Consider the following 14,641-nt stretch of genomic DNA (forward strand, 5'->3'; position numbering starts at 1 on the left):
TTAGTTTATTGTTTTAATTAATGCTATCGTATTCGATGATAAACACTTCTTCGTCGTCGTGTTTGAGATAGTATATTTCACGTCCCAGCTTCTCTTTACCTTCTTCGGTGTAAAGAGATTGAAGTTCTTTTTTATCTTTTTCAATCTCCTTTTTAAGGAACTGTTTTTGCTTATTGAGTTTTTCTCTTTCTTTATTGAGCTCGTGGTGAGTTAATATAGAATTAGCATCAAAGAAAGTCATCCATATTATAAAAAAGAATAATATAGCGAGATATAGTTTATAGCCCTTCAATAAAGATAGATATTCAAGTAACTTTTTCATTATTTTTGAAATATACGGTTATGCACTATTGTTTTAATGATATCAATAGCTACTTTATTGCGCTTATTATTAGGAATAATGATATCGGCGAATTCTTTAGCAGGTTCAATAAACTCTAAATGCATAGGTTTTAAGGTGGTTTGATAGCGATTGAGTACTTCATTCACATCACGACCTCTCTCGGTTGTATCGCGTTTGATACGACGTATAAGTCGTTCATCAGAATCGGCGTGTACAAATATTTTAATATCAAAAAGCTCACGGATATCGGGGTGTACAAAGATAAGAATACCTTCTACAATTACCACTTTGGTAGGTTTAACTAAAACGGTTTCGTTAGTACGATTGTGTTCTACGAATGAATAAGTAGGACTTTGAATATCTTTTCCTTCTCTTAATGCTAATAAATGTTCTTTAAGCAAATCAAAATCGATAGAGTTGGGATGGTCGAAATTGATTTTGGTGCGGTCAGAAAAGCTAAGATAACTCAAATCTTTATAGTAAGAATCTTGTGAAATAACGGTAACTTCTTCGCCTGAGAGTTCTTTAATAATTTGATTGACAACAGTTGTTTTACCACAACCTGTTCCTCCTGTAATTCCTATGATAAGCATCTTTGATGTATTTTGGGGCAAAAGTATAAAATACTACTCAATTGACAAAGTAAAATTTTAAAAACGTGTTACGTTAGCAAATGTGCTACTAATACCACAGTGCCAATAATGCCAATAACACCAAAATTAATGACGGTGCGAGGTCGTAGCACGACAGGCAGGTACGAGCCGCACAGGCAGTCGTAGCACGACAGGCAGATAAACAAAGAACGAAGAAAATATCCTCTCCCCAGCCCTCTCCCAAGGAGAGGGAGTGTAGTAACGGAAAAGTGAGACAAAAAAATGAACGAACAAAAGACAGTGCGAGCTGCACGGGTAGATAAAGAAAAGACGAACAAAAGACGAACAAAAGACGAACAATGAACGAACAATGAACGAACAAACAACGAACAAACAACGAACAAACAATGAACAAACAATGAACAAAAGACGGTGCAAGTCGCACGGGCAGGTGAGGGAAAGACGAAGGAAACCTCCCCCTTACACATACCCAGCTTTCGCTGGCTTCCTCCAAAGGGGGAACTAAAGCGACGTAAAGACGAACAAAAGACGGTGCGAGTCGCACGGGCAGATGAACGAGTGACGAACAATGAATGAAGATAAGGTGAAAGAAACCTCTCCTTATTCACATACTGAGCTGGTGCAAACTTCCTCTTTGAGGAATGTAGCGACACAAAAAACATTGTGAGATGAGAATGATTAAAAATTTAGGGTAAAGAAAAAGTAAAATTAATGCTTTTAAAATATAAGAATTAGCATAAAGTTTTGCTATATAAAAAAAATGTACTACTTTTGCAAACTGAAAAATTTGGATTAATATTTTTTAAAAAATGAATATAAACAGAGAGCAAGTAGATGCTTTGAATGCTGTCATTAAGATAGCTATTGAAAAAAACGACTACGCCGATAAAGTAGAGAAAGTACTAAACGATTACAGAAAAACTGCTTCTATTCCTGGATTTAGAAAGGGTCACGTACCTGCTGGTATGATTAAAAGACAGTATGGAAAAGCTGTGAAGTTTGACGAAATCAACCGAGTGTTACAAGACTCGTTATACAAATACATAGGCGATGAAAAACTCAATATTTTAGGTAACCCACTCCTCAAAGAGAAAAAAGACATCGACTTAGATGCCGATGACTTTACTTTTGAGTTTGAAATAGGCTTGGCTCCTGCTATCGAAGTAAACTTGCAACCTAAAAAAGGAATCGTTCGCTACGAAATTACCGTTACTGATGACCAAATCGACAAACAAATAGAACGCATTCAGAAACAATTTGGTAAACTCGTTGCCAAAGGCGAAGTAATAGATGATGACAGTCTTGAAGTGACTGGTACTTTCTTTAACGAGGAAAAAGGTATTGACTCACAAGCTACTTTCACCTTAGAAGAACTCAGCAATGCTGTTCGCAAAGAGTTTGTAGGCAAAAAGATAGGTGATCAATTTCAGTTGCAAACCAAAGGGTTGTTCAAAGATGCACACAGCTTAATGCACTACTTAAAAGTATCGCACGACGAAGCTCATCACTTAGATGTAGAAGTTACTTTTACGCTGGAAGAAGTGAATGAACGCGAAAAAGCTGCTTTAAACCAAGAATTGTTTAATAAACTTTTCCCTGATGGTTCTGTTACCACCGAAGAGCAATTGCGCAACAAGATAAGAGAAGGTGCTCAACAACAATACAATGAGCAAGCCGACCAGCACTTCTTGAACACTGTTACCGATTATTTGGTAGACAATACTCAGTTTGACCTCCCTGTTGCTTTCCTTAAAAAATGGTTGCGTACCGCTGGTGAAAAAGAACTTACTGAGGAAGAAGCGGAAAAAGAATACGAGCATTCAGAAAAAGGATTGCGTTATCAGCTTATCGAAGGCAAGGTAATGGAAGATAATAACTTGCACCCTAAATTTGAAGAGTTAAAAGACTTTGCGCGCACTTATATCAAAGCACAGTTATCTCAATACGGTATGCCTACCGATGACGATAGTTATGTAGACGGCATTGTAGACCGTGTATTGCAAAACAGAGAAGAAGTACAACGCATTCAGCAACAATTGGTATTTAAGAAACTCATTGAGTTCTACAAAGAAAATGTAAATACTGATGTAAAGAAAGTTACTTTCGATGAATTTGTAAAGTTAGCTTTCCCTGAATAGAACTTCACAAAAAACATAAAAAACCAGTCCAAAATTGCTAATGATAAATACCTTTTCTGTATCTTACTTTGGCAATTTTGGACTACCCTTTTTAGGTAAAAAGTAAGAGATAAAAGGTAAAAACAGCTACACTTTGACAAAGTTTGATATTTTGAAGAAGTATGTTAATCATTATCTAACCATACTTCCTAAAAAGATAACCTTTAAATATTAACAATTAATCATTAAAAAAGTGAATTTATCAGACGAATTTAAAAAATATGCTACTAAACAGCACGGTGTAAATAGTCTTTACTACGATAAGATTATCGGCAGTATGACCCCTTACATTATGGAGGAACGCCAGCTGAATGTAGCCCAAATGGACGTATTTTCGCGCTTGATGATGGATAGAATCATCTTCTTGGGCACCGATGTAAATGACCAAGTAGCGAATATTGTAACTGCTCAACTACTTTTCTTGGAAAGTGTGGATAGCGCTAAAGATATTCAAATCTATATCAATTCGCCAGGGGGTAGCGTGTATGCCGGCTTAGGTATTTACGATACGATGCAGTTTATAAAACCTGATGTGGCTACTATCTGTACCGGTATTGCTGCTTCGATGGCTGCCGTATTGCTATGTGCTGGAACTGAGGGCAAACGCTCGGCATTGCCACACTCTCGTGTAATGATTCACCAACCTTCGGGAGGTGCACAAGGGGTAGCCAGCGATATGGAAATAAATCTAAAAGAAATGTTGAAACTCAAAAACGAACTATACGAAATCATTGCCAAGCACTCTAAGCAACCTTTTGCTAAAGTGTATAAAGACTCAGAACGCGACTACTGGATGATAGCACGCGAAGCTAAAGAGTATGGTATGATAGACGAAGTGTTAGAAAGAAAATAATGGCTAAAAAAGAAGTAGAATATTGTTCATTCTGCGGTCGTGCAGAACCCGAAACCGAGATGCTAATTCGCGGTATGGCTGGTAATATATGTAACTATTGCGTTGAACAAGCTAATATCATTATAGAAGAGGCATTCGGTACTAAAGCTCAAAAAGGGAAGTCTGTAGTATCGGGTGATATGACCTTGAAAACTCCACAAGAGATTAAAAAATTCCTTGACCAGTATGTAATAGGTCAGGACTTTACTAAAAAAATACTCTCGGTGGCGGTATACAATCACTACAAGCGTTTGCAACAACCCGATGCCGACGATGAAGTGGAAATACAAAAGAGTAACGTGATAATGGTAGGCGAAACGGGTACAGGTAAAACCTTAGTAGCACGCACCATTGCTAAGATGCTAAATGTGCCTATTGCCATTGTAGACGCGACAGTACTCACTGAGGCAGGCTATGTAGGTGAAGATGTGGAGAGTATTCTCTCACGCCTGTTACAAGCTGCTGACTACGATGTGGAAAAAGCTGAAAGAGGCATCGTGTTCATAGACGAAATCGACAAGATTGCTCGCAAGAGCGACAATCCTTCTATCACTCGTGACGTATCGGGCGAAGGGGTACAACAAGCACTGCTAAAACTCCTCGAAGGCTCTGTGGTGAACGTACCTCCCAAGGGCGGACGCAAGCACCCCGATCAGAAGTATATAGAAGTAAACACCGAACACATCTTGTTTATTGCCGGAGGAGCTTTTGACGGCATTGAGCGTGTTATTTCTAAACGCCTGAATATGCAAGCGGTGGGTTACAATTCGTCTAAAAATACACAAGTAGATAGGAAAAACTTGGTGCAATACATCATACCCAAAGACCTAAAAGACTTCGGTTTGATACCCGAGATTATAGGTCGTTTGCCGGTGCTTACCTATATGAATCCATTAGATAAACACACTTTGCGTATGATTCTTACCGAACCTAAGAATGCCATTATCAAACAGTATAAAAAACTCTTTGAGATGGATGGCATTAAATTTGATATAACAGAAGAAGCACTCGACTTTATCGTTGAGAAAGCCTTAGAATATAAACTCGGCGCACGTGGTTTGCGTTCGCTATGCGAGAATATACTCACTGATGCGATGTTTGAGCTTCCTAATTCAGGCGTAAAAGAACTGACAATAACCAAAGAATACGCTGAGGAAAAACTGAACAAATCAGCTTTGCAAATAGCTTCTTAAATTACAAAAGCAGGTGCGAGCTTGTAGCTCGTGCCTTACCTTTTAATTGTTAATTAATTGAATATGGATACAACACAAATCATTCGCAATAGCCTTCTAAAAGCTGTTTCTTACGAGACCTATCGCAACCTGATAGACAAGTATGCAACAGAAGGAAAATCGAGCGGAAAAGAACAAACCGAAGAACGCATATATTACACTGCTTTAAACCAGAAACGCTACAAACGCTTAGATAAGACCATAGAAATACCTGAAGATAAGGCTCAATTCTTTGCAAACTACCCTAAGAGCGTTTGTTTATTAGTGATTACCGAAAGTTGGTGTGCTGATGCGGCTCAAATTGTACCCGTAGTACATAAAATAGCGACTCTCAACCCTAAAATCACTATGAAACTTGTTTTTAGAGATGAGAATGAAGAGCTGATGAATCTTTTTCTTACCAATGGAGGCAAAGCCATTCCTGTAGTAGTGTTTTTAGACTTAGAAGATAAGGTATTAGCACATTGGGGCTCTCGTCCGTCAGTAGCTACTAAAATGGTAGAAGAAGAGAAGGCTAAGAATGGTAAACTCACCCCTGAATTCAAAGAAGAACTACAAAAATGGTACAACCAGGACAAAGGAGCCACCATTGTAGACGATTTTACGAAGATAATGAAAACACTGTAACCTCAATTATTAATTTAAAATATAAGTTATATGAAAAAACTAATAATAATGATGGCACTTAGTGCCTTTCCTGCTGTATCAATTAAAGCACAAGATGCGACAACAACTTCATTTAGTTCACAGAAAACTGCTTCAACTACTGTGGAAGTACAACCTGAAGAACCAAAGCCTACCAGCCTACCCGAACAATTCCAACGTATGATAGACAGAGCAGGGTCTTGGCAAAACTACAAAATGTTTGACAAAGTTAAGCTTGCCAGCTTTCAACGCAGTATGGCAGACAGTGTGAATAATATAAAATCACGCCTCGCGGCTGAAAAGGAAACAGTAAAAACTCACGAAGAAACTATTAAGACACTAAATGATAATATAGCCTCTTTACAAACTACCTTAGACCAGACCCGCAATGAGAAAGATAGTATGAATCTGTTTGGAGCTTTGTTATCCAAAGGCTTATACAATACCATTATGTGGGGAATTATTATTGCTTTAGGAGTTCTATTAGTGCTGTATATTTACAAATACTCTAACGGAAATATTGTTACAAGAAAGTCTCTTCATCAATTATCAGAATTACAAGAGGAATACGAGAGCTATCGCAAAGCAGCTATTGAACGCGAACAGAAAGTGCGTCGCCAGTTGCAAGACGAAATAAACAAACATCGTTAGACTGATGCGTATTGATATTATATCGGTTGTTCCTGAACTAATGGAGAGTCCTTTTGGCTACTCCATTATAAAGCGTGCAATTGATAAACAATTAGTAGAAGTACATTTCCATAACCTACACGATTATGCCAATAATGCCTACTGCCAAGTAGATGACTATCAGTTTGGAGGAGGGGCAGGTATGGTGCTGATGATAGAGCCTATCGATAAGTGTATTTCAGCTCTCAAAGCTGAAAGAGATTATGACGAGGTGATATTCCTCACCCCTGATGGCGATACACTGCAACAAAAGATGGCTAACCAACTGTCGTTGGCTAAAAATCTTATCATCTTGTGTGGGCACTTCAAAGGGGTAGACCAGCGCGTACGCGACCACTTTATCACCAAAGAAATATCCATAGGTGACTATGTGCTTTCAGGTGGAGAATTAGGTGCAGCGGTGCTTTGTGATGCAATTATTCGCCTCATCCCTGGTGTCCTCTCCGATGAAACTTCAGCCCTTACCGATTCATTTCAAGACAATTTGTTGGCTCCACCAGTCTATACACGTCCTGCTAACTACAAAGGTTGGGAAGTACCCGAAATTCTTACCAGTGGCAATACGCCTAAAATAGAACAATGGAGGGAAGATATGGCTTATGAGCATACCAAAGCCAAACGACCTGACTTACTAAAATAATTAAAAGTAATCCTTATGAATAAAAACTTAGCTTACACTTACGGAGCTTCTGATATCTCTCTTATAGGGGAAACTATCGACCAGAACCTTCGTAAAACAGTAGAAAAATACCCTAATAAGGAAGCGCTTATATCCGTGCACCAGGACTACCGAGTTACTTACGCCGAGTTTTATGCACAAGTAACGGCTGTAGCCAAAGGGCTTATCGCCTTAGGTGTGAAACAAGGCGATAGGGTAGGTATTTGGTCTCCTAATTGCTATGAGTGGACGCTCTTGCAGTATGCCACAGCCAAAATAGGAGCGATAATGGTGAATATCAATCCTGCTTATCGTACCAGCGAACTGATTTATGTAATCAATCAATCAGGGATATCATACATCTTCGCTGCCCCTCAGTTTAAAAGTAGTAATTATAAAAAGATGATAGACGATGCGCGTGAGTTTACTGAAACTTTGCGTAAAGAAGTGTATTGGGGAGAGAGCTGGCAACATTTCTTAGCACACGGTGAAAAAGTTACCGACGAGAAACTACTTTCTTTTGAAGAGAGAGTGCAGTTTGACGACCCCGTAAATATACAATATACTTCAGGAACTACGGGCAACCCCAAAGGTGTTACACTTTCTCACCACAATATCCTCAATAACGGTTATTTTATCGGTATCCGAATGAATTATACCGAAAAAGACAGAGTGTGTATTCCTGTACCTTTTTACCATTGTTTCGGAATGGTTATTGGAAATCTCGCTTGTACAGTTCACGGGGCTACAATGGTAATCCCCAACGATAGTTTCGATGCTACTAAAACACTCGAAGCTGTAGAGAAAGAAAAATGTACTTCGCTTTATGGTGTGCCTACGATGTTCATCTCAGAACTGTATGTATTAGACAAACAACCTTATGATTTATCAAGTCTGCGTACAGGGGTAATGGCAGGAGCTTTGTGTCCTCCTGAAATTATGAAACGCGTGAAAGAGCAAATGAATATGCACGAAATAACCATTTGCTACGGTATGACAGAAACTTCACCTGTCTCTACACAAACTAAAATAGGAGCACCTTTCGAGAAACAAATCTACTCGGTAGGAACTATTCACGACCACTTAGAGATTAAGATTATCAACCCTGAGACCAAAGCTATCGTTAAACGAGGCGAGAACGGTGAGCTATGTACTCGTGGCTATTCAGTAATGTTGAAGTATTGGAACAGTCCGCAGGCTACAGAGCAGGTGATAGACGAACAACGCTGGATGCACTCTGGTGATTTGGCTATGATGGACGAGGATGGCTATATTCATATCTCAGGTCGCATTAAAGATTTGATTATTCGCGGAGGGGAAAATATCTCTCCTAAAGAAATAGAAGACTTCCTTTATACCTATAAAGGAGTAATGGACGCGCAAGTAATTGGTGTCCCTAGCAAAAAATACGGTGAAGAAGTTATGGCTTGGATTAAACCTAAAGAAGGGGTTACCCTCACTGAAGAAGAACTCCACGACTTCTGCAAAGGGCGTATTGCTCATTATAAAGTGCCTCGTTATTGGAAGTTTGTAGAAGAGTTCCCGATGACTATCTCGGGTAAAATACGCAAGGTAGAAATGCGTGAAATATCAGCCAGAGAACTCGGTTTAGAGGACGAAGATTAAGGTAAGGGAACTATTTTCCCTGTCTCTTTATTCATAGGCATCTGCGCCTTTACTTCTTTGAGGTAATGGCGCATTTTTTTTGTAAGTTGCTTTGCCTTACGAGGGTACTGCTTAATTAAGTTATGAGCTTCGCTTATATCTTCTTTAATATTGAACAGCTGTTTCTCACCCGTTTTGTGCATATATACTAATTTCCAATCACCTTGTCTTATAGCACTCGAAGCTCCATAACCATAGCCTTCTACTGTATACCAATTGTTAGGACAATGCCAATAAAAGCAACGGTGCTCCTCTCCTACTTTTTTACCTTTTAAGGTTGCCAAAAAACTTTTCCCATCTACCTTTTGAGGTACTTTATAGTCTCTTATCTTTGCCACTTCCAAAAGCGTCGGAAATATATCTTCTATAATTACAGGTTGCTCCGTGCGCTTATTCGTGGGTAGTTGCCCTTGCCAAGAGGCTATCATAGGAATACGCACACCTCCTTCATAAGCCGAGCCTTTACCTGCTTGTAGCGGATAGTTATGTGTATTAGGCTTTCCACCGCGACCTACGGCACTCAGCCCTCCGTTGTCCGATAGAAACAAAATAAAAGTATCATTTTCTAACTGATGTGCTTTGAGATAATCCAACACATCGCCCAAACTCTTGTCCATAGCTTCTATCATCGAGGCATAACGGGCTTCAATAGGGTTTAAATGCTGATATTTAGCACTGAAACGCTTATCTTCCTCAATAGGAATATGCACTGCGTAATGTGAGAGATAGAGAAAAAACGGACGGTCTTTAGGTCGGTTATCTAATGTTTCAAGTGCTTCTAACGTAAGTGCTTCGGTAACTGAAATATCTTTGCCCCAATATTTTTCGAGGTCAGGAATCGCAAAAGCCGACGAAGGTTGTCCATCGGTACGATTGCCAAAATTAGTAAGCCCTGAATAGCTTGCAGGTCCTCCTCCCGCGTGTCCTGCAATATTCTTCTCAAATCCTAAATTCAATGGATTAGCCCCTAAGGTTTGAGTTGCCCCAAAGTGTGCTTTCCCTATGCAAATAGTGTAGTAACCAGCTTCTTTTAATAACTGAGGAAGCGTTTTAGCATAATAAGCGTGAGGTATATTAGGTATGGGTGAAATACCATTCACATTCCAATCGGGTGGTGTGAGCACGGTATCTTCTACATCGGTAGGGGTATTGTAGTGCAACGTCCAGTTAGTAACACGGTGGCGCGCCGCATTGCTACCGGTAAGCAAACTCACTCTGCTGGGCGAACAAATTGACGCCGCATAACCTTGCGTAAGTTGCACCCCTCGCGAAGCCAATCGCTCCATATTAGGCGTGTGATAAATATCGTTATTAGGAACACGTTCACTCCAAAAAGGCAAAGAAGTGTCTTCCCATCCCATATCGTCTACTATAAAAACTACTATATTAGGGCGTTGTGCTTCAACCGTGAGAAAAAGGAGTGTTGAAGCAAGTAAAAAGAGTGTTTTCATTTTATTTAAAGTTTCAGCAAAAATACAAATTTTCAATTAACAAAATTATGTGTAACTAAAATAATAACTAAATTTCATCTTATATAGGGTCTAAGTTGATCTTAGATATATTTTTTGTTCGTCATTCGTTCATTTGCCCGTGTGGCTCGCACCGTCATTTGTTCGTCTTTTGTTCGTCATTTGTTTGTCTTTCCTTCGTCATTTGTTTATCTGCCCGTGTGGCTCTTACCGTCATTTGTTTGTCTTTCCTTCGTCATTTGTTTATCTGCCCGTGCGGCTCGCACCGTCATTTGTTCGTCATTTGTTCGTCATTTGTTCGTCATTTGTTCGTCTTTTGTTCGTCTTTTGTTCGTCTTTTGTTCGTCTTTTGTTCGTCTTTTGTTCGTCTTTTGTTCGTCTTTTGTTCGTCTTTTGTTCGTCTTTTGTTCGCCTTTTGTTCGTCTTTTGTTCGTCTTTTGTTCGTCTTTTGTTCGTCTTTTGTTCGTCTTTTGTTCGTCTTTTGTTCGTCTTTTGTTCGTCTTTTGTTCGTCTTTTGTTCGTCTTTTGTTCGTCTTTTCATTATATGCCTGTCGTGCTACGACTGACCGTGTAACTCGCACCGTCTATCCTATAAGCTTTGTATAAAAATCTTCCTAATTCACTACTAATCACTAACCACTAATCATTAACCATTCATTTATACTTTCGTCACACCCTTTTTGTTATCTTCTTTCTATCTCTTCTGCTATTTCTTTAAATATCTTTAACTTATTCTTCTCAGCCAAAATTCTGAACTTCTGTGCGTATTCCTTAGGAAACTGCTTCCAAAAATCTGTGTCAGAAAGGTTATACAGAAAATAATAAGCATTTCCAGCCTTCATTTTCTCTAATGAGTGATAAACAAGCTCATACTTATTGGGTAAGTTTCGTTTTAAAATAAGGTGATACAACCATATGGTGTCTTCTGAAAAAGTTTCTGAGAGTGCTTTCAAGAGCCATTCATCTAATGATTTTCCATCTTTTTCTAAGGCATCGAGTATAATAAAAGTATTTAATGCATAATTGTTATGGAGCTTTTTAAGACTACGGAGGAATGAATAAAACACAGGTATCCAGCGAGGGTCTATTCTATCTACTCTCACCTCTGAACATTTACGAACTGTATAAGTATAATAGCCATTAGTTCCACTAAATGCTTCTAACATACTTCCTGTTGCAACTGATTTTCCAAGTGTAGTGCTAAATGTTTCAAATAGTTGTTCCTTACTAAAATTTTCATTATTAAAAGCTCTCCAAAAAAAGTTTATCCACAAATCATTATAACCACTGTTAAAAGTGAGATATTGCTTATGCTTATCATAGAATGCCACCACCTTATCTGCTTCAAAGCTATTGAGAATACCTACTATTTTCATAGGTATAGGGTCATAAGTGTTCTTAAATAAACTTCTGCGAAGAGTGTTGAATTTCTGAGATTGTAGTAATTCAGATAAGAACTCATATACTTCATTACAATCCTTATTCTCCAAAATATCCAAATCAATAGCAAAACGTTCAAAAGCATTGGTTACTGTTGCATTGTTATCTGTTTTTTCTATTGAAAGTAGTATGTTAAATTGCTCGTATACCTTTTTAAGAAAAGGTTGATAATGTGAAGGTATTGCTAATAAAGAAATAGCTTCAGCCAAAGCTTTTGCATTTCCTTTTGCTTTATTAGTTTCATAAAGTGCAAGTAACTTATCGATGCTACGTTGTGTGCCCAATATTGCTAATGCTTTATAGGAAGCCTCCCGTACCAACTTATTCTTGTCACTTGTAAGACTCATAATAAAGTCTTCTGTTTGCGTATCTTTCTTCTCAGCTATTATGCTAACGGCTTCAGCTTGTAGGTTAGGTAAACTCTCACCGAATATCTTATCCATTAGGCTATCCATCTGGGCATACTTTAACTGGTATAATAATCGCAAACGGCGTACATTTTCAGTCTTATCCTCTAAACGAAAATCCGATAGCAGAAAAGGGAGCATCGCTTGACCACAAGTGGGAATAATAGTTTGGAGCACATAATCGGCGAGTTCGGTATACTTATCAGCCAAGGCATAACTCAAATAACCAAAGGTACGAGAATCTTTAAATATACCGCGTTCAAAAGCGTCTTTAAGTACTTCTAAACGTCCTGAGTTACTTTGGGTAAGAGCTTGCAATACAGGTTTCAGTTGTAAATACGAATAGGTTGTATTCACATCGGCTATAGATACATTGGGTTCTTGTAGGGCTTTGGTAGCTTCTGCTTGTATAGTAACGCCTTGTGTATAGAGCACCGAATAGAGCAAAGTGGAAACATTTAATAGCTTTTCGGCAGATTGCTGGCTTTCAACTTGTAGCAATGCTTCTACTTCTTGGGCTAATTTATTAAATACAGGAGCCTTTTCTCCCAATTTCTTCAGTATAGGAATGTACTTCTGTAAGCGAGGGTCATTTTTAGCAAACTTACTTCCTGCTATAAACAGGCGGTTAAGTTCTTGTTGTAAATCGTATAAAGGTTTCATATCTAATATGCTAATATAATAAACGGATAATTTTATCAGGGGTAATGAGCGACATTGGTTGAGCAGACAAAAGTCCAGTGGCTACATCATTATGCATCATTGCTGTGAGGCTGAGTCCTTCGGCATTGGAGGGCAAAAAAGCTTTCAGATTGCCCGTTGGCGATACAGCCCCTTCTCCTATATCTTTCAAGGTGATAGCAAAACCATTGGCATCTTCTACAACCAAATCCTCTCCTACTCTATAAGCTTTATGCAGTGTCAAAAGTACTACTGGATGCTTGTCCATCAGTGGATTTTTTATAGTGTTCTTCACACTCTTGATAGTATCAGCAAACTGAGTCGATGCCCATTGCTTAATGGTAGTAAGGTCTGTTTTTTGTAGAGGGCGTTCCGTTATACTGTCAGCTTCCCAACGAATACGAGGATTGGTATCGCCAGGGTAAATATATAGGTCTTTCAGTTGTAAAACACCAAACATAGTGTTCTCTTCCTTGATGTACTTTGCTGCCTTGTAAGGACGATAATTCATCGTCTTAAATATCTTGCCTGTGGTTAGGTTAAGCCATAATCCTTCGTCTACATATTCTTTGCGCGCTTCATTGTCATAACTATTAAACGAAAGCTGTACAAGGCTTGCATTTTCCTCATAAAGTCCATATTGCATTAGCTCTACTAACTTCCATACATAGCCTATTTGCTCTTCAATAGCTGAGGATAGTTCAGGCAATCCTTCTGGATTTTCTTTGCGGGCTTTTAGATATTCAGAGGCTTTTTTCAGTAAAGCTGAAAGATAATTTAAGTTATTTACTACCTCTGTATATTCTTCCTCTTCTACTTCTTCAAGTGACAAAAGCAGGTTATTGAAAGCCGTTTGTATACCGCCTATATAGTAGTTGCCTAATTCTTTTATTTGAGTTCTAAGGGTGGCGCGTAATTTGGCATCTATTGAAGAAAGTCCTGTACTGACTACATCGCGCAAAAGTTTCTGAGCTGTATCAATACCTATAAGCTGAGTGTCTACTTTCTTAACAAAAGCCACTCTATTTACCTTCTTAGGTTTCTCAGCTTTCTCTTTGATAGACTCTTTTTCTTGAGTTTTCTTTTCCTGTCTTTTCTCTATCTTTTCACGCTTAGCAGTAATATCTTCTGGCACCTCACCTTCACTAAATTGACTCTTATCTGCCTCAAAGCAATACAATAAACCAATAGCGTGTTTGCAAGGAAACTGACGACTAGGGCAATTGCAGCGAAACACTGGGTTATGGCTATCTATATAGTCAGCTGAGCAATAATAAGGATTTTTACCACTTCCTGCACATTCACCCCATATAAGGTTCTTTTCAGCATTGATTTTTAGATTAGTAAATTTTCCTTTCTTTTGTAAATCTCGCCCTTTTTTAGCTGCTTCGGCATTAGGAGCGAGTTCTTCAATCTTTTGTTGTGTTACTTCTATCATATTGTATTGTGAATTATATGGTTTTATAGGAACATAAGCTACTTATTATCCTTTTATAAAAGTGAAAGCTACAAAACGGAACGCAGTCGATGGCAATGTTTAAGTTCAAGACCTCTATACCCACAAAGGCAAAGACTATAACAAAGTTTTAATTATGATGTGATAAACATCAGCGGGGTAACACACATTCCCCTTATTAAAAACTGTTTGGGTATAGAGCGAAATGTCAATGAGTGTGTTTGCTATCTTATGAAAAATCCGTTTTGTAGCTTTCTAAATTGGTATGATGT

Annotated in this window: 14 protein-coding genes; 8 read left to right on the top strand and 6 right to left on the bottom strand. The window is 38.5% G+C overall.

Annotation, left to right across the window (positions count from 1 at the left end; genetic code table 11):
• Nucleotides 1-13: 13 nt before the first annotated feature.
• Nucleotides 14-322, bottom strand: a complete 309-nt coding sequence (locus tag HW279_RS09580) for a septum formation initiator family protein (protein WP_178958802.1) — start codon at nucleotides 320-322, stop codon at nucleotides 14-16.
• Nucleotides 322-936: a uridine kinase gene (udk, locus tag HW279_RS09585; protein ID WP_178958803.1), complete on the bottom strand. Its 615-nt coding sequence runs from the start codon at nucleotides 934-936 to the stop codon at nucleotides 322-324. The genes HW279_RS09580 and udk overlap by 1 nt, the downstream gene beginning before the upstream one ends.
• 370 nt (nucleotides 937-1,306) lie before the next feature.
• Here udk and HW279_RS10875 point away from each other — a divergent pair, with 370 nt between their 5' ends.
• The 8 genes from HW279_RS10875 to HW279_RS09620 all read left to right on the top strand — a co-directional run bounded on the left by HW279_RS10875 (nucleotide 1,307) and on the right by HW279_RS09620 (nucleotide 8,877).
• A complete protein-coding gene (locus tag HW279_RS10875; protein ID WP_218975867.1) occupies nucleotides 1,307-1,462 on the top strand; it encodes a hypothetical protein in 156 nt (51 codons plus the stop codon).
• 304 nt (nucleotides 1,463-1,766) lie between these two features.
• Nucleotides 1,767-3,095: a trigger factor gene (gene tig, locus HW279_RS09590; RefSeq protein ID WP_178958804.1), complete on the top strand. Its 1,329-nt coding sequence runs from the start codon at nucleotides 1,767-1,769 to the stop codon at nucleotides 3,093-3,095.
• A 232-nt stretch (nucleotides 3,096-3,327) separates the two neighbouring features.
• On the top strand, nucleotides 3,328-3,987 hold the full coding sequence (gene clpP, locus HW279_RS09595; RefSeq protein WP_016479514.1) for an ATP-dependent Clp endopeptidase proteolytic subunit ClpP: 660 nt from the start codon (nucleotides 3,328-3,330) through the stop codon (nucleotides 3,985-3,987).
• Entirely contained in the window at nucleotides 3,987-5,219 is a 1,233-nt protein-coding gene (gene clpX / locus HW279_RS09600; RefSeq protein ID WP_178958805.1) for an ATP-dependent Clp protease ATP-binding subunit ClpX, read from the top strand. The genes clpP and clpX overlap by 1 nt, the downstream gene beginning before the upstream one ends.
• 63 nt (nucleotides 5,220-5,282) lie before the next feature.
• Complete coding sequence (locus HW279_RS09605) at nucleotides 5,283-5,885, top strand: thioredoxin family protein (protein WP_178958806.1); 603 nt, start codon at nucleotides 5,283-5,285, stop codon at nucleotides 5,883-5,885.
• A 30-nt stretch (nucleotides 5,886-5,915) separates the two neighbouring features.
• On the top strand, nucleotides 5,916-6,554 hold the full coding sequence (locus tag HW279_RS09610; protein WP_178958807.1) for a hypothetical protein: 639 nt from the start codon (nucleotides 5,916-5,918) through the stop codon (nucleotides 6,552-6,554).
• 4 nt (nucleotides 6,555-6,558) lie between these two features.
• Nucleotides 6,559-7,233 (top strand): tRNA (guanosine(37)-N1)-methyltransferase TrmD, encoded by a 675-nt coding sequence (gene trmD / locus HW279_RS09615; protein WP_178958808.1) that lies wholly within the window; start codon nucleotides 6,559-6,561, stop codon nucleotides 7,231-7,233.
• A gap of 15 nt (nucleotides 7,234-7,248) precedes the next feature.
• Nucleotides 7,249-8,877 (top strand): AMP-binding protein, encoded by a 1,629-nt coding sequence (locus HW279_RS09620; RefSeq protein WP_178958809.1) that lies wholly within the window; start codon nucleotides 7,249-7,251, stop codon nucleotides 8,875-8,877.
• On the opposite strand, the gene HW279_RS09625 is transcribed toward HW279_RS09620, so the two are convergent.
• The 4 genes from HW279_RS09625 to HW279_RS09640 form a co-directional block, all read right to left on the bottom strand.
• Nucleotides 8,874-10,367, bottom strand: a complete 1,494-nt coding sequence (locus tag HW279_RS09625; RefSeq protein WP_178958810.1) for a sulfatase — start codon at nucleotides 10,365-10,367, stop codon at nucleotides 8,874-8,876. The two genes, HW279_RS09620 and HW279_RS09625, sit on opposite strands and share 4 nt — an antisense overlap.
• Nucleotides 10,368-10,686: 319 nt before the next feature.
• A complete protein-coding gene (locus tag HW279_RS09630; protein ID WP_178958811.1) occupies nucleotides 10,687-10,926 on the bottom strand; it encodes a hypothetical protein in 240 nt (79 codons plus the stop codon).
• A gap of 142 nt (nucleotides 10,927-11,068) precedes the next feature.
• Nucleotides 11,069-12,895, bottom strand: a complete 1,827-nt coding sequence (locus HW279_RS09635) for a HEAT repeat domain-containing protein (protein ID WP_178958812.1) — start codon at nucleotides 12,893-12,895, stop codon at nucleotides 11,069-11,071.
• Between the two features lie 10 nt (nucleotides 12,896-12,905).
• Nucleotides 12,906-14,351, bottom strand: a complete 1,446-nt coding sequence (locus HW279_RS09640; RefSeq protein ID WP_178958813.1) for an SWIM zinc finger family protein — start codon at nucleotides 14,349-14,351, stop codon at nucleotides 12,906-12,908.
• Nucleotides 14,352-14,641 lie beyond the last annotated feature (290 nt).

This window comes from Capnocytophaga sp. oral taxon 903 (assembly GCF_013394785.1).
In the GTDB taxonomy this organism is placed as follows: domain Bacteria; phylum Bacteroidota; class Bacteroidia; order Flavobacteriales; family Flavobacteriaceae; genus Capnocytophaga; species Capnocytophaga ochracea.

Bases quoted from the DNA above. Each gene is read 5' to 3' on its own strand.
- HW279_RS09580 (WP_178958802.1), bottom strand. From the start codon at position 322: ATGAAAAAGTTACTTGAATATCTATCTTTATTGAAGGGCTATAAACTA.
- udk (WP_178958803.1), bottom strand. From the start codon at position 936: ATGCTTATCATAGGAATTACAGGAGGAACAGGTTGTGGTAAAACAACT.
- HW279_RS10875 (WP_218975867.1), top strand. From the start codon at position 1,307: ATGAACGAACAAACAACGAACAAACAACGAACAAACAATGAACAAACA.
- tig (WP_178958804.1), top strand. From the start codon at position 1,767: ATGAATATAAACAGAGAGCAAGTAGATGCTTTGAATGCTGTCATTAAG.
- clpX (WP_178958805.1), top strand. From the start codon at position 3,987: ATGGCTAAAAAAGAAGTAGAATATTGTTCATTCTGCGGTCGTGCAGAA.
- HW279_RS09605 (WP_178958806.1), top strand. From the start codon at position 5,283: ATGGATACAACACAAATCATTCGCAATAGCCTTCTAAAAGCTGTTTCT.
- HW279_RS09610 (WP_178958807.1), top strand. From the start codon at position 5,916: ATGAAAAAACTAATAATAATGATGGCACTTAGTGCCTTTCCTGCTGTA.
- trmD (WP_178958808.1), top strand. From the start codon at position 6,559: ATGCGTATTGATATTATATCGGTTGTTCCTGAACTAATGGAGAGTCCT.
- HW279_RS09620 (WP_178958809.1), top strand. From the start codon at position 7,249: ATGAATAAAAACTTAGCTTACACTTACGGAGCTTCTGATATCTCTCTT.
- HW279_RS09625 (WP_178958810.1), bottom strand. From the start codon at position 10,367: ATGAAAACACTCTTTTTACTTGCTTCAACACTCCTTTTTCTCACGGTT.
- HW279_RS09630 (WP_178958811.1), bottom strand. From the start codon at position 10,926: ATGAAAAGACGAACAAAAGACGAACAAAAGACGAACAAAAGACGAACA.
- HW279_RS09635 (WP_178958812.1), bottom strand. From the start codon at position 12,895: ATGAAACCTTTATACGATTTACAACAAGAACTTAACCGCCTGTTTATA.
- HW279_RS09640 (WP_178958813.1), bottom strand. From the start codon at position 14,351: ATGATAGAAGTAACACAACAAAAGATTGAAGAACTCGCTCCTAATGCC.